Source organism: Dactylosporangium sp. NPDC049525 (genome assembly GCF_040676755.1).
GTDB lineage: Bacteria > Actinomycetota > Actinomycetes > Mycobacteriales > Micromonosporaceae > Dactylosporangium.
In genome coordinates, this window is sequence record NZ_JBFAPO010000016.1 from 21,463 (window position 1) to 42,573 (window position 21,111).

Sequence of the window (21,111 nt, forward strand, 5' to 3'; positions counted from 1 at the left end):
CATGCGCCTTTCAGCCCGGGTCGACTACGCCCTCCGCGCGGTGGCGGAGCTCGCGGCGTCGGCCGGTGACGGCAAGCTGGTGACCGCCGACCGCCTGGCGTCCGCCCAGCAGATCCCACCGAAGTTCCTCGAGAGCATCCTGCTGCAGCTGCGCCGCGGCGGCATCGTCGTCGCCCAGCGCGGCCCCGAGGGCGGTTACCGGCTGGCCCGGCCTGCCGCCGAGATCAGCCTCGCCGAGATCATCCGCGTGATCGACGGCCCGCTCGCCAACGTCCGCGGCCAGCGCCCCGAGGACCTCGGCTACCACGGCGCCGCCTCCGCGCTGCAGGACGTGTGGATCGCCCTGCGCGCCAACGAGCGCCTCATCCTCGAGACGGTCACCATCGAGGACGTCGTCACCGGCGAGCTGCCCGAGCGCGTCCGCGACCTGGTTGCCGACCCGCGCGCCTGGGTCTGACGGTTTTCCGGCCGGGCACAGCGGCGGTCCGGCCTGTTCGAAAAGCTGCCTGCTCCGGTCCGTCGTGGGCACGCGCCGTCGCTCCCGTCAGCCACCGGTCGGCCGTGAACGGCCTCCCTGCCAGCTCCGCGGACAGTTGCGGTGACACGACCTGCGGTCGTGAACAAGCACGCGGCCGTGAACGGCCGCGCCGCGACCTTGCGGCCGCGACAGGCGCCGCGGGCTGAGTGGAGCATGGGCGCGCGTGGGCGCGACGCTGGGTGCCAGTTGACTTTGGAAGCCCGCACCCGGCTCGGGTTGATCTTTTCGCTATTTCCGATCGGTTCGATAGGAGATAGGATCGGCGCATGATCGTCGTGCTCTCGGGCAACCCGCGTCCGCACTCCCGCACGCTGCACCTGGCGGAGGAGGTCGGCGCCGCGCTCGCCGACCGGCTCGGCCAGCCGGTGCCGCACACCATCGACGTGGCCGCGCTCGGCACGCGGCTGCTGCAGACGGGCGACGGTGCGGTCGCCGACGCGCTCGGCCGGCTCCGGCGCGCGAGCGTGCTGGTCGTGGCGACCCCGACGTACAAGGGCACGTATACGGGTGTGCTGAAGGTCCTGCTGGACCAGCTGCCGGCCGAAGGGCTCAAGGACGTGGCGGCGGTGACCGTGGTGACCGCCGGGGTCCGGCCGCAGGCCGACGCGACCGAACGGCACCTGCGGGAACTGCTCGGCGAGCTCGGCGCGGTCCCGGTGACCCCGGGCCTGGCCGTCGTCGAGTCGGAGCTGGCGAACGCGGGGACCGCCGCCGCCGAGTACGTCGCCGAGGTCGGCGACTCGTTCACCGCCGACGCCGCGGTCTGATCCCAACGGTCGGACGCTGTGCCGGCTTGAGCTGTGTCGGCTGCGCTGTGCCGGCTTGCGTTGTGCCGGCTTGCGCTGCGTCGTTTGCTGCTCGGGCGGGCTCAGGCGGGCTGGAGTCGGGCTGGAGTCGGGCTGGAGTCGGGTGGTCGTCAGCGGCCGATGAGGTTGCCGGCCATGGCGAGGGGGGAGTCGTCGGCGCCGTCGGCCTGCTCGCTCAGGACGTTCAGCGAGCGGGCGATGCTTACCAGCGCATAGGTCTGCGTGACCTGCAGCGTGCGATCCATCTGCAGGTCGTCGGCCATGTCCAGCTCGTCGCGGATGGCGTGCAGGAAGCCCTCGGCCGCCTGCAGGTACGGGTCGTGCGCCTTAGACATGACCTGAGCGTAGGTCCGGAACCGGCCGCTCACCCCCGGTTCGGAAGTTTCAGCGCGGCTGCCAGGCCTGCGGTGGTGTGGTGAGGCGGCGCACGTGCGCCGGCATCCGGCCGCGGACCACGTCGGCGAGGCTGACCTCGTCGAGGACGTTGCGGACCGCGGCCCGCACCGCCACCCACAGCTGCTGGAGGTGCTCGGCGGTGCCGGAGTACATCGCCTCCTCCGGCCGGACGCCGCGGACCTCTGCCAAGGGGCCGTCGACGGCGCGGAGCACGTCACCGACCATGATCTCGGAGGGCTGTCGGGTCAGGACGTAGCCGCCGTCGACGCCGCGCTGGCCGCGGACGAGGCCGGCCCGTCGCAGGTCGCCGAGGACCGCCTCCAGGAACTTGCGGGGCATCTCCTGTTCGTCGGCGAGGCCGGCGGCCGACACGACCGCGGGGTAGGCGGCCGCCAGACCGAGCGAGGCGCGCACCGCGTAGTCGCCGCGTGCCGAGATGTGCATGGCAAAGACTGCCTTCCCGCAGAGAGCGTCGCCGTACCCATGACGGACCGTGGGGCCCGCCAAGGGGCTAGCTTTTGGAGCTAGCCGATGGGGAATGTCCGATACCAATGTAGGGTGCGCGCTTGCGGGTGATCGCCGGGGTAGCGTTGTCGGATTATGCGACCAGACGAACGCGTGGGTGAGCGGTCACCCGAACCCCGCTCACCCGAACCGCGCAGGGGCGCCGATCACAATGTGATGCGCGAGGTCAACCGGTCGCTGGTGCTGGCGCTGGTGAAGGAGGGCGGGCCGGTCTCCCGCGCGAGCATCGCCCGGTCCACGACGCTGGCGAAGCCGACCGTGTCCGCGATCGTCGACGAGCTGATCGCCGACGGGCTCGTCCGCGAGCTCGGGCCGGGCTCGACCGCGGTCAGCGGCGGGCGGCCGCCGATCCTGCTCGAGTTCAACGCCCGCTCCCAGCTGGTGGTCGGCGCGCACATCGGCGCCCGGCGCACCACGGTCGCCATCGGCGACGCCGCGGGGGAGGAGATCGCGCGACGCGAGTTCCCCACGCCGACCGCGCTCGCCGCGAACACCGGCACGGCCGTCACCGGGGTGGCGCCGGTCGACGCGCTGCGGATGGTGGCGGCCGAGGCGCGCGCCGCGATCCAAAGCACGGCGCTGCCCACCGCCCGGCTCGCCGCGGTAGGCGCGGTCCTGCCCGGGCTCACCGACTTCCACACGGGCGTGTGCCTGCTCGCGCCGAACCTCGGCTGGCGGGACGTGCCGGTCCGCGACATCCTCGCCGCCGAGCTCGGTGCGCCCGTCTACGTGCACAACGCCGGTCAGGCCGCCGCCGTCGCCGAGAACCTGGAGGGGGCCGGCGGGCGGGTCGGGGACCTGGCGCTGCTGTACGCGGGCACCGGCCTGTCCGCAGGCGTCCTGTCCGACGGCAGGGTGTTCCATGGTGTCGGCGGCACGGCCGGCGAGATCGGGCACAACGCCGTCCCCGGCAACGAGGAGCCGTGCAACTGCGGCAACGTCGGCTGCCTGGAGACGGTCGCGTCCGGCCCGGCAATAGTGCGGGCGGTGCGCCGCGGGCTCGTCGCGGGGGAGACGTCGAGCCTGGCGGCCCTCGAGACGTTCGACGCGCGGGACGTCACCGCGGCCGCCCGGGCCGGCGACGCCCTCGCCGCCGCCGCGATCGCCGAGATCGGCGCGCACCTGGGGCTGGCGGCGTCGTGGCTGATCAATGCGTACAACCCGGCGGTCGTCGTGGTCGGCGGCGGGCTGGCGCCGATCGGGGACCTGCTGCTGGACCCGTTGCGGGCGGCGGTGGCGCGGCACGCCCTGGCGCCGGCGCTGCGCGGCGTCGAGATCCGCGCGTCGGTGCTCGGGCCGGACGCGGAGGTGCGCGGGGCGGTGCTGCTGGCGTTGCAGCACTCGGAGACGTACTACCGGGTCGTCTTCCGCGCCTGACAGAGCCCACCCCAGAGCCCATCACAGGGCTCACCCCGAGCCCAGTCTGCGCTGAGTCCGCGCCCAGTCCGCGCCCAATCTGGGTTCACAGCCTGCGTTCAGCCTGCGCGGGCTGCGGATTTTGGCGACCTTACGCACGGGTTGAGACGGATGTTTCGGGATACGTGGGTAGGTGCACGCTGGTTAGTTCTGATATTGAACTAACCCAGTCCGGCGGCGTAGGGTGCTAGACGTCCGCCAACGAACACCCCCGCTAAGAGGTACTCATGAACGATTACCAGCCCACCCGCGCCGACAAGTTCTCGTTCGGGCTGTGGACCGTCGGCTGGCAGGCCCAGGACGTCTTCGGCGGCCCGACCCGCGCGCCGCTCGACTCCGTCGAAGCCGTCCACCGTCTCTCGGACCTCGGCGCGGCCGCCGTCACGTTCCACGACGACGACCTGTTCCCGTTCGGCAGCGACGACGCGACCCGCGACCACCTCATCGCCCGCTTCAAGGACGCGCTCAAGGCGACCGGCATCCGCGTCGAAATGGTGACCACCAACCTCTTCAGCCACCCGATCTTCAAGGACGGCGGCTTCACCTCCAACGATCGCGCGGTCCGCCGCTTCGCGCTCAAGAAGGTGCTCCGCAACATCGACCTCGCCGCGGACCTCGGCGCCGAGACCTACGTGCTGTGGGGCGGCCGCGAGGGCGCCGAGTCCGGTGGGGCCAAGGACGTCGCGGCCGCGCTCGACCGGTACCGCGAAGGGCTCAACCTCCTCTGCGCGTATGTGCGCGACCAGGGCTACGACATCCGCTTCGCCCTCGAGCCCAAGCCGAACGAGCCGCGCGGCGACATCCTGCTGCCGACGATCGGCCACGCCCTGGCACTCATCTCGACCCTCGAGGAGCCGGACCGGGTCGGCCTCAACCCCGAGGTCGGGCACGAGGAGATGGCCGGGCTCAACTTCGCCCACGGCATCGCCCAGGCGATGTGGCACGGCAAGCTGTTCCACATCGACCTCAACGGGCAGCACGGCCCCCGCTTCGACCAGGACCTGCGCTTCGGCGCCGGCAACCTGCGCGGCGCGTTCTGGACCGTCGACGTGCTCGAGACCGGCGGGTACACCGGCTACCGGCACTTCGACTACAAGCCGCCGCGGACCGAGGACTACGACGGCGTGTGGGAGACCGCGCGGGCGTGCATGCGCAACTACCTGATCCTCAAGGAGCGGGTCGCGTCGTTCCGCGCGGACCCGGAGGTCGCTGCGGCCCTCGAGGCGGCGCGGGTCAACGAGCTGCACGAGCCGACCCTCGCCGAGGGCGAGACGATCGAGTCGCTGCGCGCCGAGGACTTCGACGTCGAAAAGCTCGCCGCCCGCGGTGGCGCGTTCGAGTACCTCGACCAGCTGGCGATGGAGCACCTCCTCGGAGTCCGTTCGTGAGCCATGCGTCCGCGAGGCGTGCGTTGGCGAGGCGTGCGTTCGTGAGGCGTGTGTTGACGGGCCGTGCGTTGGCGGGGCGTGCGTTCGTGAGGGGAGCGGCGGCGTGAGCCGGCGGCTCGTCGCGGGCGTCGACACGTCCACCCAGTCGACGAAGGTGCTCGTCTGCGACGCTGACACCGGTGAGGTCGTGCGGGAAGGTCGCGCCGGGCACCCCGACGCGACCGAGGTCGACCCGGCCCACTGGTGGCGGGCGTTCGCCGACGCCACCGGCGGCGGAGTGTCGGGCGGTGGGGTCTCGGGCGGTGGGCTGCTGGACGGGGTGGCCGCGATCGGGGTCGGCGGGCAGCAGCACGGCATGGTGCTGCTCGACGAGGCCGGCGACGTCGTGCGGGACGCGTTGCTGTGGAACGACACGCGGTCCGCCGGCGCGGCCACCGACCTCATCGCCGAACTGCCCGGCGGTGCCGCCGCCTGGGCCGACGCGACCGGGCTCGTGCCGGTGGCCAGCTTCACCGTCACGAAACTGCGGTGGGTCGCCGAACACGAACCTGAAAACGCGGCCCGCGCCGCGAGCGTCATGCTGCCGCACGACTGGATCACCCACCTGCTGCGCGCCGGAAACGAGGCCGGCGGCCCGACCACCGACCGTGGCGACGCCTCCGGGACGGGGTACTGGTCGCCGGCGTCCGGGTCGTACCAGCCGCAGCTTTTGCGGTTGGCTTTTGGACGGGATCTGGCAGTGCCGCGGGTCGCCGGGCCGGCCGAGGTGGTGGGTGAGACCGTCGCCGGTGCCCTTCTTGCGCCGGGCACCGGCGACAACATGGCCGCCGCCCTCGGTCTCGGCCTGCGCCCCGGTGACGTCGTGGTGTCGCTCGGCACCTCGGGCACCGTCTTCGGCGTGTCGGAGCGGCCGGTCACGGACATCAGCGGCACCGTCGCCGGGTTCGCCGACGCGACCGGCCGGCACCTGCCGCTCGTCGCGACCCTCAACGCGGCCCGGGTCCTGTCGGCCGTCGCCGCGCTCCTCGGCGTCGACCTGTCCACATTGGACGAGCTGGCGCGATCGGCGGCGCCGGGCGCGGGCGGGTTGACACTGCTGCCGTACCTGGACGGCGAACGCACCCCGAACCTGCCCGACGCCCGCGGCCTGCTCAACGGCATCACCCGCGGCAACGCCACCCCGGCGAACCTGGCCCGGGCGGCGGTCGAGGGCATGCTGTGCGGGCTCGCCGACGGCATCGACGCGGTCCGAGGTCTGGGGGTGCCGGTCGAGCGGGTCCTGCTCATCGGTGGTGCCGCTGCCTCGGCGGCGGTACGTGAGGTGGCACCCGCGCTCTTCGGGGTGCCGGTCAGCGTGCCGGACCCGGGTGAGTACGTCGCGCTCGGTGCGGCCCGGCAGGCGGCGTGGGTGCTCGACGGCGGTGCGGAACCGCCGGCCTGGCGGGTGCCGGGGACGGCCCCGGCGGCGGAGACGCTGGCACCGCCGGTCGGGGAGACGCGCAAGGTGTACGCGGACGTCCGGGACCGAGCGCAGGCGTTGCTGCGGTAGGTACCCGGCGCGCGGGGCCGGGTGATGTGGGGGTGGACTGCCCACGGGCGTTGGTGAGGCGCCCGTTGCGGTGGCCGGGCCGGGATGTTGTTGGGGCGTCCCGGCTCGGCTCTACCCCGGCTCTTGAGCCCTTGTGCTTTGGACGGACCGTAACTGGGGTTCCGGTGTCGGGCTGTCCGCCCGACGGCCCGACACCGGACTCCCGCGCGCCGGTCCCGCTCCCTCGTGCGGAGCCGGCGCTGGATCACGTTCGCAGGACTGACTCTGGGCCTGCTGTGTTGCGCGGGACGGTTCCGGGACGGGAGTGCGTGCGTTGCCGGGGCAGGCCGGATGACATCGCATCCACCGGTCGGGGGACACGAAGAAGGGCCGCCCCGCATGGGGAGACCCTTCTCACGCTTGGTCGCCGGCCGCCCAGCCTGGCTCAGTCGGTTTGCTCAGCTCGGCTTGCTCTGCTGGCTTGCTCTGCTCTGCTGGGCTTGCTCGGCTCGGTTTGTTCGGCCTGGCTTGCCCGGCTCGCGCTTGGTCAGGCTGCCGGCTCAGTCGGGCCAGTCGCCGGTGATGCGGCGGACGCCCGCCGCGCCGCCGCGGTCGATCGCGGCCTTCACCACGGCGAAGATCGCGCCTTGGAGGGCGGCGGCGGCGAGGACCTCGCCCCAGCCGTACTCCCGCGACGTCGCCTCCGGCGCGTCGTCCTCGCCGGAGAGCCGCTTCCAGATCTGCTTGAACACGATCCCGGCCGCGACGCCACCGGCCACGCTGAACGCGATGCTGAACGGCTTGTACAGGATCTTGTTCACTCGTATCCCTTCCGGTACCCGATCAACGCCGCGAGGACCAGCAGGCCCGACGCCACCACCCACGGCGCCGGACGGTCCCGCACCGACTGCACCATCCGATGCAGCGAGCGCTGCATGGCCTGGCGCGGGTGGGTCCGCAGTTCGCGACCGGCGTACGCGGCGTTGACCGCGACCTGTTCCACGCCTTCCCGCATCCGCAGCTTCGCCGCCGTCACCGAGGTGGACACGGCGTCCTGCGCGCGGGCCTTCACGTCGGCCTTGGCCGCGAGGGCCTCGACGGTCTCACCGAGCCCCGCCCGGGTCCGGGCGATCTCCTGCCGGAGTGCCTCGGGGTCGGTCGGGGTGGCGTGCCCGTTGTGACCGTTCTTCGAATCGGTCGCCGTCATCGCTGCCCCCGGTCCTTCACGGAGTGGGTGATCGTGTCGATGTCCGCCTTGACGCTGGCGACCGCGTCGTGCGGCACCGGCGGCCCGGCCTTGCTCATCTGCGACTTGCCGAGCAGCGCCAGGATTCCGGCGACCACCAGCAGGACCACGCCGACCAGCAGTGCCGACAACCATGCCGGCATGACCGCCGCGAGGGCGATGATGGCGGCGGCGAGCAGGGCAGCCACGCCGTAGAGCGCGACGAGGCCGGCGCCGCCGAACATGCCGACGCCCATCCCGGCCCGCTTGCCCTTCTGGGCCAGCTCGACCTGGGCAAGCTTCAGCTCGTCGCGCACCAGGGTGGAGACCTGCTCGGCGGCCAGCTTGACCAGCTCCGCGGTGGAGCGGTGATCAGTGGTCGAGGTGACAGTGCTCGCAACCATTGGGGATTGCATGCGCGGCGCGGTGGCCGGCCGGTCGTTCACGGTGTACGTCATGGCATCTCCTCTCGCCCGCACGTTCCTGTTTCCCCGCGAACGCCGGGGTTAACCCACGTCACGCCGCTGGTGCGGACGCCTCCAACCACCCTCACGCCGCCACCCTCACGCCGCCACCCTCACGCCACGACTCTCATGCCACCACCCTTCTCATGCCACCACCCTCACGGCCCGGCCACGGCCACCTTGTGCGGGTGGATGTCGTCGTAAGGGTGGGTGTCGTCGTCCGGGGCGGGTTCGTCGCGGGCGCGTTTCGGCAGGAGGAACGACAGGGCGGCGGCGAGGGCAAGCAGGCCGAGTTCCAGCCACAGCACGTGTCGCAGGCCCGCGTCGAAGGCGCGACCCAGCTGCTGCGGCTGCGCCCAGGCGAAGAACGCGGTGCCGAGCGCGGCGACGCCGATCGCACCGCCGACCTGTTGGGCGGCGGTCAGCGTGCCGGACGCCGAGCCGACCTCGTGCTCGTCGACCGAGGCCAGGACGATGTCGAAGTACGGTGCCATCGAGCAGCCCATGCCGATGCCGAGCACCAGCAGCGACGGCAGCAGGGCAGCGTTCAGGGTGCCGGCGGAGACGGAGCCGTCGGCGACCGTCAGGGTGACGAGCAGCGCGACGACACCCGCGGCCACGACAGCGGTCCCGCCGACGAGCAGCCGGCGGCCGCCGAACCTGGCGCTCAGCATGTGCCCGGCGACCGCACCGACGGCGGTGCCGAACGCCCACGGCGACTGGGTGAGACCGGCGCGCAGCGGGGAGAAGCCGAGGCCGAGCTGCAGGTACACGCTGAGGATCAGGGTCAGGCCCATCAGCCCGGCGAAGAAGATCAGGCCGACGAGCAGGCCGGCGGTGAACCGTTGCTTCGCGAGCAGGCTGGGCTCGATGAGTGGGCTCCGGCCGGTGCGGTGCAGGCGGCGCTGGTACCGCTGAAACACCCAGAACATCGGGACGGACAGCACCATCATGATCCACGCCCACCATGGCCAGCCGAGCTCCCGCCCCTGGACGAGCGGGAAGACGAGCAGCAGCAGGGACCCGCTGAGCAGGGCAGTGCCAGTCAGGTCGAGCCGGAGCCGGGTGCCGGAGTCGGCGCCTCCGGGTGCGGGGCGGGGCAGGACCAGCCAGGCGCCGAGCAGCGCGGCGATCCCGACGGGGAGGTTGATCAGGAAGATCATCCGCCAGCCGGTGCCGAAGAGGTCGGCGTCGACGAGGACGCCGGCGAGGATGGGGCCGCAGACGGCGGACAGGCCCATCACGGGGCCGAACGCGCCGAATGCGGCACCGAGCTTCTCCGGTGGGAACGCGGCCTTGATGAGGCCGAGGCCCTGCGGGATGAGGACCGCGCCGGCGAGGCCCTGCAGGATTCGGAACACGACGAGCGTCACGGGGCCGGGGGCGACGGCGCACAGCAGTGACATGAGGGTGAACCCGGCGGCGCCGACGAGGAACATGCGGCGGCGGCCGAAGATGTCGCCGAGCCGGCCGCCGGTCACCAGACCCACCGCAAAGGCGAGGGTGTACCCGGCGGCGAGCCACTGCAGGAACGCAGTACCGCCGTTGGTGCCGCCGTTGATCCCGTTGCTGATCCCGTCGGCGGCTCCTTGATCCGGGCCGATGAGGTCGGCGCGGATCGAGGGGCCGGCGATGGCGATGATCGTGGCGTCGAGCAGGTCCATGACCTCGGCGGCGAGGACGACGGCGAGCACCGCCCAACGCCATCGGTACGGGTCCGGAGGCATGTTGGCGGCCTTCAGATCGGAGTGTTTCGAACGCTGTTCGTTGGTCACGAACACTGTTCTACTTACGAACACTGTTCGTGTCAAGTAGGATTGGCGGGTGCCAGCCCGAGCCGTCCCCAAGCCCAGCCAGGTCAGCGAGCCCAGCCAGGTCAGCGCTCCACCCGAGCCGGGACTGCCGGCGCCGCCCTGGCGGACGCGGCGCAAGGCACCGGCCGCCCGGCAGCCGCTGAGCGCGGAGGCCGTGATCGAGACCGCGCTGCGGCTCGTCGACCGGGACGGACTCGACGCGCTGAGCATGCGGCGGGTGGCGCAGGAACTGGGCACCGGGGCGGCGTCGTTGTATGCGTACTTCGCGAACAAGGACGAGCTGCTGGAGCAGCTCCTCGACCGGGTCATCGGCGAGATCCCGCTGCCGGTCGCGCACCCGCCGCGGGTGGGTGGTGACGCGGATGATCAGGCAGGGGATCAGGCAGAAGCTCAGGGGGCAGGCCAGGCGGCAGGTCAGGCAGCAGCTCAGGCAGGGGACTGGGCGGCGGTGGTCAAGCGCAGTTGCTGGGACAGCCGGGCGGTGTTCCTTGCCCACCGGGACCTCGTCAAGGTTGCCCGGGCCAATATTCCTGTGGGGCCCAACTCGCTGCGGTACACCGAGGCGATGCTCGCCGTTCTCCGTGGCGCTGGTATTCCGGACAAGATCGCCGCGTGGGGCATGGATCAGATGTCGCTGGTGATCGTCGCCGACGCCATTGAATCCGCGATCCACGCCAGCCATGGCCGACAGACGGAGGCGGACGCCGAGCCGTACCTTGCGCAGGTCCGCGAGTACTTCGGGTCGCTGCCGGCCGACCGGTTCCCGAACCTCGTCGCGATGGCCCCGGCGATGACCGAGGGCAGCGGCGATGAGCGGTTCGCGTTCGCGATCGACCTGATGGTCGACGGGCTCGCCCGGTACGCCGGTGGGACGAACACCACCGGAGGGGGTGCCGCCGGACCAGTTGTGCTTGAGTCGGTTGTGCTTGAGTCGGCTGCGCCGGTTGCTGCCGTTGCCGTTGCTGATGGCGCTGGGTCTGATATCGCTGTCGCTGATGGTGCTGTGCCTGATGGTGCTGTGCCTGAGGACGCAGTGTCGGTGGTTGGCGGGTCTGTTGTGGACGGGGATGGGATATGACGGCGATCGTGGGGTTGGTGCACACCGGCACCGTGTACATCGGTGGGGACAGCGCCGGCGCGTCCGGGTGGAGCCTCACCGTCCGGGCCGACAGCAAGGTGTTCCACAACAACGGCTACCTCTTCGGTTTCACCACGTCGTTCCGGATGGGACAGCTCATCCGGTACGCGCTGAAACCGCCGAAACCCGTCGGCGACATCGAACGGTTCATGGCGACCCGGTTCATCGACTCGGTCCGCGAGGCGTTGAAGGCCGGCGGGTGGGCGCGCCGTGACAGCGAACGCGAGGAAGGCGGCACGTTCCTCGTCGGGGTGAAAGGACGGCTGTTCACCGTGCACGACGACTACCAGGTCGCGGAGGCTGCCGACGGGTACGCGGCGGTCGGCGTCGGCGACGAGATCGCGCTCGGGGCGCTGTTCGCGACCGCGGGGTCCCGGATGGCACCGCAGCGGCGGGTCGAGGTGGCGCTGCGGGCGGCGGAGCGGTTCAGCGCGGGGGTGCGGGGGCCGTTCGTCTGCCTGTCCCAGCCGCCGAGCGCACTGCCGTCGTGAGGTTGCGGCGTCCTGAGGCTGCGGCCTTCCTCAGAGTGCAGCCGTCTTTGAAGTTGCTGTCGTCTTGAGGTTGCTGTCGTCCTGAGGTTGGTGCCGCCGGTCCGATTGGCGCAGGTCGAACCGCCGGTCGTCGGTGGCGGCGGGCGGTTCCGTTACGGTGGGCGCCATGACGTTCTCGATCGTCGGGCGGTCTGCTGACGGGCTGTCGCTCGGTATCGCTGTGGCCAGCAAGTTCCTCGCCGTCGGGGCCGCTGTCCCGGCCGCCGAGGTCGAGGTGGGGGCGGTCGCGACGCAGTCGTTCGCGAACCTCGCGTACCGGGTCCAGGGTCTTGCGATGCTGCGCACCGGCACGAGTGCCGCGGACACCATCGCCGGGCTGACCGCCGCCGACCCGGGGCGTGCGACCCGGCAACTCGGCGTCGTCGGGCGGGAGGGCGCCGGGGCCACGTTCACCGGCGACGAGTGCTTCGCGTGGGCCGGTGGCGTCGCCGGTGACGGGTACGCGATCCAGGGCAACATCCTCACCGGCGCCGACGTCGTCCACGACATGGAAGCCGCCTGGCTCGCCGACCCCGGCGCGCCCCTGGCGAGACGCCTGCATGCCGCGCTCGCCGCGGGGGACCGGGCCGGCGGGGACAGCCGCGGCCGGCAGAGCGCCGCGCTGCTCGTCGTGCGCCGGGGCGCCGGATACGGCGGGCTCAGCGACGTCGAGGTCGACCTACGCGTCGACGACGACCCGGACCCGGTGACCCGGCTCGGCGCCTTGATAAGCCTGTGGGAGTTGTACTTCCAGAAGCCCGACCCGGCGACCCTCCTGCCGCTGACCGGCGCCCTTGATGAGGAGGTGACGCAGCGGCTCAGTGCCCTCGGCTTCGCCGACCTGGCCGGCTGGGCCGGGGTGGAAAATCTGGAGGAGCGCCTTGTCGACGGCGCCATCGACCCGCTCGTCCTGGCGCACCTCCGCGGGGCGGCTCCGATGACGGACTCGACCACGGACCCGGGCGTGGCCTGACGCCGGCCTTCAGCCGCGGCCTTCGACGGTGCTGCCTTCGAGCGTGCTGCCGTTGACGGTGCTGCCTTTGACAGTGCGGCCATCGACGGTGCGGTCCTTGGCGGTGCGGCCTTCGACGGTGCGGCGGAGCGCCTTGACGACCGCGATGATCGAGGCGCGTTCCGCGGAGCTCCGGCGGACGGCGGCGGTGATGCGGCGGCGCATCGGATCGCGGATCGGTCGCGCGGCTACCCGGTAGCGCCGGTCGACCGCCAGTTCCGGCAGCAGGGTCACCGACAGGCCGGCCTCCACGTGGGCCAGGAGCGGACCGTACGAGGCGAAGAACCCGGCGACCTCGGGTTCGAAACCGGCCCGTCGGCAGGCGGTCGTCACGAGGTCGAACGTCCATGTGCCGGGCAGCTCCATGCTCCAGCGGCTGCTCGCGAAGCCGGCCAGGTCGGCAGGTTCGTCGTCCTGCGAACCGGCCCCGGCGGCCGTGACGAGCATGATCTCGTCGGTGGCGAGCAGGGTGTGCACGACATCCGAGACGATCGAGGCTGAGCCGTGGGAGAACCCAGCGGCGGTACCTAACTCGCCGGTACCTAAGTCGCCGGTGCCCAGGTCGTCGGCACTCAGGTTGCCGGTACCCAGGTCGGCGGTGACCACGACGTCGCACTCGCCGCGTTGCAGGGCCGCCACGCTGTCGGCCGGGTCCAGTTCCCACACGGTGACCCGCAGTCGCGGGTGGTCCCGGGTCAGGTCCCGCACCGAGTCCAGCACGAACGTATTGAGCGCGCTGGTGAACGCGCCCAGCCGGACCCCACCCGCCAGCCCACCCTCCGCGGCGTCGAACGCGGCGAGTTCCTCATGGGCGGCGTCCATCTGATCGAGGATCACCCTCGCGTGCCGGACCAGGGCCGTGCCGGCGGGCGTGAGCCGCAGGCGGCGACCGGCGCGTTCGAACAGCTGGGTGGCGGCCTCCCGTTCCAGGACGGACAGCTGCTCCGACACATTGGACGGGCTCAGTCGCGCCGACTCGGCGACGGCCCGGACCGTGCCCAGGCTCTCCAGCAGGGTGAGCAGCCGAAGCCGCCACGGATCGAGCATGCAATGCGCTCCCGGAACCTGACTGTGCGGTTGTCCCGAACAGTATGTACGGGATTATGCGCTGGAACCTGACAATGCCCTCGCCTACGGTCGGTCACATGGCTGACATCGAGTTCTGGCAGGACGTGCGGCGGCACGTGGTGCGGTACGGCGGAGCGTTCACCCCGGAGATCATCGACCGGGCTGAGGGAAGCTACGTGTACACCGAGGACGGCCGCCGGATCCTGGACTTCACGTCGGGGCAGATGAGCGCCATCCTCGGCCACGCCCACCCAGAGATCGTCGCCACCGTCCGGCGGCAGATCGGGACTCTCGACCACCTGTTCAGCGGGATGCTGTCCAGGCCGGTCGTCGAACTCAGCCGGCGCCTCGCGGACTCCCTCGACAAGGCGGCGGCTGACGCGGCGGCAGCTCACACGGCGGCGGCTGACAATGCGACGGCTGACAATGCGACGGCTGATAATGCGACGGCTGACAATGCGACGGCTGATAATGCGACGGCTGATAATGCGACGGCCGGTCTGCCCGCCGACGGTGGGCCGCTGACGAAGGTGCTGCTGCTGACCACCGGGGCGGAGTCCAACGAGGCCGCGGTCCGGATGGCGAAGCTGGTCACCGGGGGGCACGAGATCGTGTCGTTCGCCGGGTCGTGGCACGGGATGACCCAGGCCGCCGCGGCGGCGACGTACAGCGCCGGGCGCAAGGGGTACGGGCCGAACGCGCCGGGCAACATCGCGATCCCGACGCCGAACGCGTACCGGCCGGACTTCACCACGCCCGACGGCGGCCACGACTGGCAGCGGCAGCTGGACCTGGCCTTCGACCTCGTCGACGCGCAGTCGGTCGGGAGCCTCGCGGCCTGCCTGGTCGAGCCGATCCTCAGCTCCGGCGGGGTGATCGAGCCGCCGGTCGGCTACTTCGCCGCGTTGCAGCGCAAATGCCGTGAGCGGGGCATGCTGTTGATCCTCGACGAGGCGCAGACCGGGCTGTGTCGGACCGGCACCTGGTACGCCTTCCAGCGCGACGGCATCGTCCCGGACATCCTCACCCTGTCCAAGACGCTCGGTGCCGGGCTGCCCCTCGCTGCGGTCGTCACCAGCGCCGAGATCGAGGAACGGGCGCACGAACGCGGCTACCTGTTCTACACCACGCACGTCTCCGACCCGCTCGTCGCCGCGGTCGGCAACACCGTCCTCAACGTGCTCGAACGTGACCAGCTCGACGTGCGGGCCGGTGTCCTCGGCGCGCGCCTGCGCGAAGGGCTGCTGGAGATCCAGCGCCGACACCCGGTCGTCGGCGATGTCCGGGGAAGGGGACTCTTGCAGGGCATCGAGCTGCAGGGCGGGCAGGCTGTCGCTGGTCAGGTTAGTGCTGGTCAGGTTGATGCTGGCCAGGTAAACGCTGGCCGGGTCGGCGCGGATCAGGTCGGTGCGGCGGTGACCCGGCGGTGCCTGGAGCTCGGATTGCACGTCAACGTGGTGCAGCTGCCGGGGATGGGCGGGACGTTCCGGATCGCGCCGCCGCTGACCAGCACCGACGAGGAGATCGGGCTGGGCCTGGAGATGCTGGACCAGGCGATCGGCGACGTCAGCCCGCACTGAGCGCAGGTCGTGCCTGTCAGTCGAGGCCGGAGCGGACGGCGTACAGGGCGGCCTGGGTTCGGTCCTGCACGCCGAGCTTCGTGAGGATCGCGCTCACGTGGGTCTTCACCGTCTTCTCCGCCAGGCCGAGGACGCGGGCGATCTCCCGGTTCGAGCGGCCGCGGGCGACCTCGGCGAGGACCTCCCGCTCGCGAACGGTCAGGTGCGCGGATTCCGGCGGTGGGCCGCTGTCGGCCAGCAGCCGCGCGACATCGGGATGCAGCAGCACGTGCCCGGCGTGTACTGCGCGGATGGCGGCGGCGAGGGCCGGCGGGTCGATGTCCTTGTACACGTATCCGGCGGCACCGGCCCGCATCGCCGGGAGTACGGCGGACGGGTCGGTGAAGCTGGTGATGACGAGGACCTTTGCGGCGCCCGCGGATCGAGGTCCGGCAACATCGGTGGCTGGCCGGGGGTGTCGGTCTGGCTGGTAGAGGGCGTGCAGGGCCTCTACGCCGTCGCCGCCGGGCATCTTGAGGTCCAGGAGAATCACGTCCGGGGACGTCGCGTCCGCTGCTGCGACGCAGGAGGCGCTGTCGTGCGCTTCGCCGACGACCACGATGTCGTCCTGCAGGTCGAGGAAGGTGCGCAGGCCCTGCCGTACCACGGGATGATCGTCGACCACGAGCACCCTGATCGGGGCGGAGGGCGGGTCAGCAGCCACCGGGGACCTCCATGGTGACGGTGGTGCCGACGCCGGGTTTCGACGTGACGGTCAGCCTGCCGCCGACGCTACGGGCGCGTTCCCGCATCGACGCGAGTCCCAGCCTGCGCTGAGCGGGGTGGGGGACTCCGGGGTGGGCGGTGTCGAAGCCGGTGCCGTCGTCGGTGATGCGAAGGGTGAAGCCGCGACCCGCGCGCCGCAGGTGGATGTCGACGTGGCGGGGATCGCCGTGCCGGAGCGCGTTGTGCAAGGCTTCCTGGGCGACCCGGTACGCCGCTTCCTGACGTTCCTCGGACAGTTTCGGCAGCTGGTCGCCGGTGAACCGGATCCGGGCGGCGTGGACCCGGTCGAGCAGCTCGGCCTGCCGCTGCAACGCCGTCGCCAGGCCGTCGCCGGCGAGGTCCGCGGGGCGCAGACCGACCACGATGGACTTGAGTTCGGCGGTCGCGTCGGCGGCCAACCTGCGCACCGTGTCCAGTTCGGCGACGGCCCGCTGCGGGTCGCGGGTCACCAGGGCGGCGGCCGCCTCGGCGGTGAGCCGGAGGCTGAAGAGCTTCTGGGTGACCGCGTCGTGCAACTCCCGCGCGATCCGCTGGCGTTCCTCCACGATGGACAGTTCGCGGCTGCGCTCGTACAGCCGGGCGTTGACGATCGCGATGGCCGCGTGAGCGGCGAGCAGACGCAGCAGTTCCTCGTCGTCGGCGTCGAAGCCGCCGGGCTGATGGTCTTGTTGCGCGCGGCCGGCTTGCGGCTGGACTGATCGCGACCGGTCTGGTTGCGGCTGTTCTGGCTGTGGCTGTGGCTGGTGTGGGTGTGGCTGCGGTTGTGGCTGGGGTGGTTGTGGCTGGTCGGATTGGGGGCGGCGTTTGTTGGCGAGGAAGATCTCGCCGAGGATCTCGTCACCGTCGACGATCGGCATGCCCAGGAAGTCGACCATCACCGGGTGGGCGGACGGCCAGCCCTCGAACCGGGGATGCGTGCGGATGTCGGCCGAGCGGACCGGGCTCGGGTCCCGGAGCATCGCGCCGAGCAGCCCGTGCTGGCGGGGGAGCGGGCCGATCGCCCGCCACTGCGCGTCGGAGAGACCGTCGGCGAGGAACTCGCGGAACGAGCCGTTGCCGTCGGGGATGCCGAGCGCCGCGTACTCGGCGTCCAGGAGCCGCCGGGCGGACGCGACGATCGTCTGGAGGACCTCGCGAACCGACAGATGCGCCGTGACGGCCAACACCGCCGCGCTGACCTCGCGCAGTTCGTCGCGGTCACAGGCGGCCATGCTCCGACAGTACCGATGCCAAGGCACTTCGCACTTCGGCTCTTGGACCTAGGACCAAAGACCTGGGCGGTCACCCGTCTGCGGCCCGATGGCAGCGGACCGGGCGCTGCATAGCGTCGGGAACATGCCAACTGCCATCATCACCGGCGCCTCCCGGGGACTCGGACGGGCGCTCTCCACAGCCCTCGCGACGGCCGGCTGGACCGTCGTCGTCGACGGCCGGACCCTGACGGCCGCACCTGCTGACCCTGCTGGCTCTCCTGGGCTTGCTGGGTCTCCTGGACTTGTCGGCTCTGCCGGCTCTGCGGGTATTGCTGGCCCTGCCGGCACTGGTGGACCTCCCGTGGGGGGCGAGAGTGAGCTGCCGGCCGGCGTGATCAGAGTTCCCGGCGACGTCACCGATCCCGCGCACCGAGCGGCGCTCGTTGAGGCGGCGCTGGCCACCGGCCGACTGGACCTGCTCGTCAACAACGCCGGCATCCTCGGGCCCAGCCCGCAGCCGCCGCTCGCCGACTATCCACTCGCGACACTCCGCGACGTGTTCGAGGTCAACGTCGTCGCGCCGCTGGCGTTGACGCAGCTCGCGTTGCCGGCACTGCGCAAGTACGACGGCGCCGTCGTCACCGTCACGTCCGACGCGGCGGTCGAGGCGTACGCGGGCTGGGGTGGCTACGGCGCCGCGAAGGCCGCCGCGGAACAGACCAGCAATGTGCTCGCGGTCGAGGAGCCGAACCTGCGGGTGTGGTGGGTCGACCCCGGCGACCTGCGCACCCAGATGCACGCCGAGGCGTTCCCCGGCGAAGACATCAGCGACCGGCCGCTGCCGGAGACGGTGACGCCGGCGTTCCTCGACCTCGTTACCACACGGCCGGCGTCAGGGCGGGTGCGGCTGTGACGGCGCTGGAACTCACGATGAGCCTCCACGGCCGGTCGCGGCCCGGATCCCCGGCGGACCACGAACCGGCTGCGTCGGCGGGTGCTGCGTCGCCGGGTGCCGTGCCGTTGGGTGCTGTGCCATTGGGTGTTGTGTCGGCGGGTGCTGTGCCGTTGGAGGCTGCGTTGTCGGAGCCTGGGCCGCTGGATTTCGTGTTGCCGGCGGCGTTGGAGGCGCACGAGCCGCCCGAGGCGCGAGGAACGGCCCGCGACGGCGTACGACTGCTCGTCGGGCAGGGCAATGCGGTCACGCATCACCGCTTCACCGACCTGCCCGATCTGCTGCGCGCTGGTGATCTGCTGGTCGTCAACACGTCCGGCACACTGCCCGCGTCGGTGCCGGTCGTCGGTACGCCGCTGCGGGTCCACTTCTCCACCAGGCTCGCCGACGGACGCTGGCTCGTCGAGACCCGCGGCGCCGACCTCAGCCCCCACCCAGGCGAGCCCGGGCCGCTGCGGCTGCCCGGCGGCGCCACTGTCACGCTCGAGGAGCCGTATTCGCGGGGCAGGCTGTGGTTCGCGTCGGTCCACACCGGCACCCCCGTCGTCGAATTTCTGCATCGGTACGGGCAGCCGATCCGCTACCCGTACGTGCGACGGCGGTGGCCGCTCGAGGCGTACCAGACGGTGTTCGCGACGCAGCCGGGCAGTGCCGAGATGCCGAGCGCGGCGCGACCCTTCACCGACCGGGTCGTGACCCGTCTCGTGTCGGCGGGCGTGCAGATCGCGCCGCTGGTCCTGCACACCGGGGTGGCGTCGCCCGAGGCGCACGAACGCCCGTACCCGGAGTGGTTCCGCGTGCCGTCGAGCACCGCGCGGCTCGTCAACGACGTGCGAGCGGCCGGCGGGAGGGTCGTCGCGGTCGGTACCACCACAGTGCGGGCCCTCGAGACGGTCGCCGGAGCCGATGGCCGGGTCGTCGCCGGTGAAGGCTGGACCGACCTGATCGTCACGCCGGACCGTGGTGTGCGGGCGGTCGACGGGCTGCTCACCGGCCTGCACGAGCCGAAGGCCTCCCACCTCGACCTGCTGGCCGCGGTCGTCGATCGGGACCTGCTCGCACGGTGCTATGCCGAAGCGGTCCGGGACCGGTACCTCTGGCACGAGTTCGGAGATGTGAACCTGTTGTTGCGGTGAGTGACGGGCGGGGGATTGTGTCGGGGGGTGGTATTAGGTTCGGGGCATGGGTGCGGACGGGGTGGTCGGTCAGCTGACCGGGGTCGTCGCATCGATGGCCGTCCTCGATCCTGAGACTCTCGACGACCAGTCGGTGCGGGAGTCCGTGCTGGCCCTGCTCGGATGCGCCAACCAGCTCGACGCGGTCATCGCCCGTTTCACGCGCACCTTCGACGACAGGAAGCTGTTCCACCAGGACGGCTACAACAAGACCACCTTGTGGCTCGAGGCGTATGCGCGGCTGTCAGGGCCCGCCGCGAGCGCCAGGGTCCGCGCCGCCGGTGTCACCAGGCTGTTGCCGAAGCTCGAAGCCGCGTTCGTCGCCGGTGAGGTCGACGCCGAGCACGTCAACAGGATCGGCCTGACCGCCGAGCGGGTCGGCGCCGACGTGGTCCAGGACGCCGAGGACATCCTCGTTCCGCTCGCGAAGATCGTCGACCCGGACACGCTCCGGTCGGCGTGCAACTATCTGCGCGACGAGGCCCTGCGGGACAAGTCGACGCCACCGGACCGGCAGTATGCGCGCCGCGGCGTCACCGTCAGCAGGATCAACGACATGTGGCACCTCGCCGGGCTGCTCGACGCCGAAACGGGGACGCTGCTGCGCGAGGCACTCGACGCGTTCAGCCCGGCGCCGATCCAAGGCGACGACCGCAGTCCCGCACAGCGCCGGCACGACGCGCTCGCGGACATGCTCAACGCCGTCATGAACAACGGCAAGGCACCCACGAGCGGCGGCGTCCGCCCGCACATCGGACTGCTGATGCCGGTGCGGCGGTATGTCGACCTCCACGATCACTCCGGCCGACCCGCGGCCTCGGACGAGACGGCCGCAACGCCGCCCGCAGGCGCCGCGCCATCACCGGGCGCAGACGCCGCGCCATCACCGGGCGCAGACGCCGCGCCGTCTTCGGGCGCTGACGAGGTGCCGTTCTTCCGAGCGCCCGCGGACGGCAACGAGCCGGCCGTCATGGACGGGTGGGGTCCGATCCCCGACGACCTCGCGTCCAGATTGAGCTGCGACGCCATCCTTCAGCCGCTGCTGCTGCACCCCGACAACGGAGTTCCGCTGAAGCTCGGCCGGGCTTACCGCAACACGCCACCCGCGCTCCGGCGTACGCTCGCCGCGCGCGATCCCGAGTGCCGGTGGCCTGGCTGCAGGATCCCCGCGAGTTGGTGCGACTCGCACCACCTGCGTGAATGGGTCCGGCACCATGGTGACACCGACGTCAGCAACCTGGTCATTCTGTGCCGATATCACCATGTGTGCGTCCATGAGCGCGGGTGGGCGATGGACCGTGACCCGGACACCGGGTGGATCACGATCACCCGGCCGGACGGCCGGCCGTATGAGCTGGGTCCGAGCAGGCCGAAGGTCGACGGGTTCCGGCGCGGTGGCGGTCGGCCACCGCCCGATCGGGGCACCGCGACCTCTGACCCGCCACCGGAATGACGGTGCTCGCGGGCTAGGGTCGCGGGATGACGACGCGGTGGTCGGGCTCGTCGGCCGGTGAGGTCAGGGTCGCGCTGGAGGAGTTCGCCCGCAGGATAGGGGTGTTCGATCCCCCTCCCACGCATGCGTCGGCGCAGGACCCGGA

Annotated in this window: 21 protein-coding genes; 12 read left to right on the forward strand and 9 right to left on the reverse strand. The window is 71.6% G+C overall.

From position 1 onward, the window contains the following. Nucleotide 1 precedes the first annotated feature (1 nt). Both AB0K00_RS23140 and AB0K00_RS23145 read left to right on the forward strand, forming a co-directional pair. Nucleotides 2-457 carry an Rrf2 family transcriptional regulator gene (locus AB0K00_RS23140; protein WP_363523565.1) on the forward strand — a complete coding sequence of 152 codons (456 nt, stop codon included), beginning with the start codon at nt 2-4 and terminating at the stop codon, nt 455-457. A 347-nt stretch (nt 458-804) separates the two neighbouring features. Continuing rightward, on the forward strand, nt 805-1,305 hold the full coding sequence (locus AB0K00_RS23145; protein WP_363523566.1) for an NADPH-dependent FMN reductase: 501 nt from the start codon (nt 805-807) through the stop codon (nt 1,303-1,305). 149 nt (nt 1,306-1,454) lie between these two features. Here the strand turns inward: AB0K00_RS23145 and AB0K00_RS23150 are convergent, their stop codons facing one another. Together AB0K00_RS23150 and AB0K00_RS23155 are read right to left on the reverse strand one after the other, a co-directional pair. Then, nucleotides 1,455-1,679 (reverse strand): hypothetical protein, encoded by a 225-nt coding sequence (locus tag AB0K00_RS23150; RefSeq protein ID WP_363523567.1) that lies wholly within the window; start codon nt 1,677-1,679, stop codon nt 1,455-1,457. 49 nt (nt 1,680-1,728) lie between these two features. Next, nucleotides 1,729-2,184 (reverse strand): Rrf2 family transcriptional regulator, encoded by a 456-nt coding sequence (locus tag AB0K00_RS23155; protein WP_033359691.1) that lies wholly within the window; start codon nt 2,182-2,184, stop codon nt 1,729-1,731. A 237-nt stretch (nt 2,185-2,421) separates the two neighbouring features. Between AB0K00_RS23155 and AB0K00_RS23160 the strand changes: the two genes are divergently transcribed. From AB0K00_RS23160 to xylB, 3 genes are all read left to right on the forward strand, one after another. After that, nucleotides 2,422-3,642 carry an ROK family transcriptional regulator gene (locus tag AB0K00_RS23160; RefSeq protein WP_363523568.1) on the forward strand — a complete coding sequence of 407 codons (1,221 nt, stop codon included), beginning with the start codon at nt 2,422-2,424 and terminating at the stop codon, nt 3,640-3,642. A gap of 266 nt (nt 3,643-3,908) precedes the next feature. Next, nucleotides 3,909-5,069 (forward strand): xylose isomerase, encoded by a 1,161-nt coding sequence (xylA, locus tag AB0K00_RS23165; protein ID WP_363523569.1) that lies wholly within the window; start codon nt 3,909-3,911, stop codon nt 5,067-5,069. A gap of 103 nt (nt 5,070-5,172) precedes the next feature. Continuing rightward, a complete protein-coding gene (xylB, locus tag AB0K00_RS23170; protein ID WP_363523570.1) occupies nt 5,173-6,618 on the forward strand; it encodes a xylulokinase in 1,446 nt (481 codons plus the stop codon). 539 nt (nt 6,619-7,157) lie between these two features. Here the strand turns inward: xylB and AB0K00_RS23175 are convergent. The 4 genes from AB0K00_RS23175 to AB0K00_RS23190 all read right to left on the reverse strand — a co-directional run bounded on the left by AB0K00_RS23175 (nt 7,158) and on the right by AB0K00_RS23190 (nt 10,061). Then, nucleotides 7,158-7,418: a DUF4235 domain-containing protein gene (locus AB0K00_RS23175; protein WP_327005562.1), complete on the reverse strand. Its 261-nt coding sequence runs from the start codon at nt 7,416-7,418 to the stop codon at nt 7,158-7,160. Then, nucleotides 7,415-7,804, reverse strand: coding sequence for a DUF3618 domain-containing protein (locus tag AB0K00_RS23180; protein WP_363523571.1), 390 nt, complete (start codon nt 7,802-7,804; stop codon nt 7,415-7,417). The genes AB0K00_RS23175 and AB0K00_RS23180 overlap by 4 nt, the downstream gene beginning before the upstream one ends. Beyond that, nucleotides 7,801-8,226, reverse strand: a complete 426-nt coding sequence (locus tag AB0K00_RS23185) for a phage holin family protein (protein ID WP_363523722.1) — start codon at nt 8,224-8,226, stop codon at nt 7,801-7,803. Before AB0K00_RS23185 ends, AB0K00_RS23180 begins: the two co-directional genes overlap by 4 nt. Nucleotides 8,227-8,444: 218 nt before the next feature. Further along, entirely contained in the window at nt 8,445-10,061 is a 1,617-nt protein-coding gene (locus AB0K00_RS23190; RefSeq protein WP_363523572.1) for an MFS transporter, read from the reverse strand. Between the two features lie 193 nt (nt 10,062-10,254). Here AB0K00_RS23190 and AB0K00_RS23195 point away from each other — a divergent pair, with 193 nt between their 5' ends. The 3 genes from AB0K00_RS23195 to AB0K00_RS23205 all read left to right on the forward strand — a co-directional run bounded on the left by AB0K00_RS23195 (nt 10,255) and on the right by AB0K00_RS23205 (nt 12,741). Continuing rightward, nucleotides 10,255-11,178, forward strand: coding sequence for a TetR/AcrR family transcriptional regulator (locus tag AB0K00_RS23195; RefSeq protein WP_363523573.1), 924 nt, complete (start codon nt 10,255-10,257; stop codon nt 11,176-11,178). Next, on the forward strand, nt 11,175-11,729 hold the full coding sequence (locus AB0K00_RS23200; RefSeq protein WP_203850991.1) for a hypothetical protein: 555 nt from the start codon (nt 11,175-11,177) through the stop codon (nt 11,727-11,729). The genes AB0K00_RS23195 and AB0K00_RS23200 overlap by 4 nt, the downstream gene beginning before the upstream one ends. 166 nt (nt 11,730-11,895) lie before the next feature. Next, nucleotides 11,896-12,741 (forward strand): DUF1028 domain-containing protein, encoded by an 846-nt coding sequence (locus AB0K00_RS23205; RefSeq protein ID WP_363523574.1) that lies wholly within the window; start codon nt 11,896-11,898, stop codon nt 12,739-12,741. 9 nt (nt 12,742-12,750) lie between these two features. Here AB0K00_RS23205 and AB0K00_RS23210 read toward each other — a convergent pair whose 3' ends face one another. Then, nucleotides 12,751-13,827 (reverse strand): LysR substrate-binding domain-containing protein, encoded by a 1,077-nt coding sequence (locus AB0K00_RS23210; RefSeq protein ID WP_363523575.1) that lies wholly within the window; start codon nt 13,825-13,827, stop codon nt 12,751-12,753. 98 nt (nt 13,828-13,925) lie between these two features. Here AB0K00_RS23210 and AB0K00_RS23215 point away from each other — a divergent pair, with 98 nt between their 5' ends. After that, nucleotides 13,926-15,428, forward strand: coding sequence for an aspartate aminotransferase family protein (locus AB0K00_RS23215; RefSeq protein WP_363523576.1), 1,503 nt, complete (start codon nt 13,926-13,928; stop codon nt 15,426-15,428). 16 nt (nt 15,429-15,444) lie between these two features. Here the strand turns inward: AB0K00_RS23215 and AB0K00_RS23220 are convergent, their stop codons facing one another. Both AB0K00_RS23220 and AB0K00_RS23225 read right to left on the reverse strand, forming a co-directional pair. Then, nucleotides 15,445-16,131 (reverse strand): response regulator transcription factor, encoded by a 687-nt coding sequence (locus AB0K00_RS23220; protein WP_363523577.1) that lies wholly within the window; start codon nt 16,129-16,131, stop codon nt 15,445-15,447. Continuing rightward, nucleotides 16,121-17,404 carry a GAF domain-containing sensor histidine kinase gene (locus AB0K00_RS23225; protein WP_363523578.1) on the reverse strand — a complete coding sequence of 428 codons (1,284 nt, stop codon included), beginning with the start codon at nt 17,402-17,404 and terminating at the stop codon, nt 16,121-16,123. Before AB0K00_RS23225 ends, AB0K00_RS23220 begins: the two co-directional genes overlap by 11 nt. Before the next feature lie 343 nt (nt 17,405-17,747). Between AB0K00_RS23225 and AB0K00_RS23230 the strand changes: the two genes are divergently transcribed. The 3 genes from AB0K00_RS23230 to AB0K00_RS23240 all read left to right on the forward strand — a co-directional run bounded on the left by AB0K00_RS23230 (nt 17,748) and on the right by AB0K00_RS23240 (nt 20,966). Beyond that, the gene (locus AB0K00_RS23230) at nt 17,748-18,299 is read left to right on the forward strand and encodes an SDR family oxidoreductase (protein WP_363523579.1); all 552 of its coding nucleotides are present in this window, start codon (nt 17,748-17,750) and stop codon (nt 18,297-18,299) included. Nucleotides 18,300-18,463: 164 nt separating this feature from the next. Beyond that, nucleotides 18,464-19,474, forward strand: coding sequence for an S-adenosylmethionine:tRNA ribosyltransferase-isomerase (locus tag AB0K00_RS23235; protein WP_363523580.1), 1,011 nt, complete (start codon nt 18,464-18,466; stop codon nt 19,472-19,474). A 46-nt stretch (nt 19,475-19,520) separates the two neighbouring features. Next, entirely contained in the window at nt 19,521-20,966 is a 1,446-nt protein-coding gene (locus AB0K00_RS23240) for a DUF222 domain-containing protein (RefSeq protein WP_363523581.1), read from the forward strand. Nucleotides 20,967-21,111 lie beyond the last annotated feature (145 nt).

Excerpts from the sequence above, each read along its gene's own strand:
- AB0K00_RS23140 (WP_363523565.1), top strand. The coding sequence starts at position 2 with ATGCGCCTTTCAGCCCGGGTCGACTACGCCCTCCGCGCGGTGGCGGAG.
- AB0K00_RS23145 (WP_363523566.1), top strand. The coding sequence starts at position 805 with ATGATCGTCGTGCTCTCGGGCAACCCGCGTCCGCACTCCCGCACGCTG.
- AB0K00_RS23150 (WP_363523567.1), bottom strand. The coding sequence starts at position 1,679 with ATGTCTAAGGCGCACGACCCGTACCTGCAGGCGGCCGAGGGCTTCCTG.
- AB0K00_RS23155 (WP_033359691.1), bottom strand. The coding sequence starts at position 2,184 with ATGCACATCTCGGCACGCGGCGACTACGCGGTGCGCGCCTCGCTCGGT.
- AB0K00_RS23160 (WP_363523568.1), top strand. The coding sequence starts at position 2,422 with ATGCGCGAGGTCAACCGGTCGCTGGTGCTGGCGCTGGTGAAGGAGGGC.
- xylA (WP_363523569.1), top strand. The coding sequence starts at position 3,909 with ATGAACGATTACCAGCCCACCCGCGCCGACAAGTTCTCGTTCGGGCTG.
- AB0K00_RS23180 (WP_363523571.1), bottom strand. The coding sequence starts at position 7,804 with ATGACGGCGACCGATTCGAAGAACGGTCACAACGGGCACGCCACCCCG.
- AB0K00_RS23185 (WP_363523722.1), bottom strand. The coding sequence starts at position 8,226 with ATGGTTGCGAGCACTGTCACCTCGACCACTGATCACCGCTCCACCGCG.
- AB0K00_RS23200 (WP_203850991.1), top strand. The coding sequence starts at position 11,175 with ATGACGGCGATCGTGGGGTTGGTGCACACCGGCACCGTGTACATCGGT.
- AB0K00_RS23205 (WP_363523574.1), top strand. The coding sequence starts at position 11,896 with ATGACGTTCTCGATCGTCGGGCGGTCTGCTGACGGGCTGTCGCTCGGT.
- AB0K00_RS23210 (WP_363523575.1), bottom strand. The coding sequence starts at position 13,827 with ATGCTCGATCCGTGGCGGCTTCGGCTGCTCACCCTGCTGGAGAGCCTG.
- AB0K00_RS23215 (WP_363523576.1), top strand. The coding sequence starts at position 13,926 with ATGGCTGACATCGAGTTCTGGCAGGACGTGCGGCGGCACGTGGTGCGG.
- AB0K00_RS23225 (WP_363523578.1), bottom strand. The coding sequence starts at position 17,404 with ATGGCCGCCTGTGACCGCGACGAACTGCGCGAGGTCAGCGCGGCGGTG.
- AB0K00_RS23240 (WP_363523581.1), top strand. The coding sequence starts at position 19,521 with ATGGGTGCGGACGGGGTGGTCGGTCAGCTGACCGGGGTCGTCGCATCG.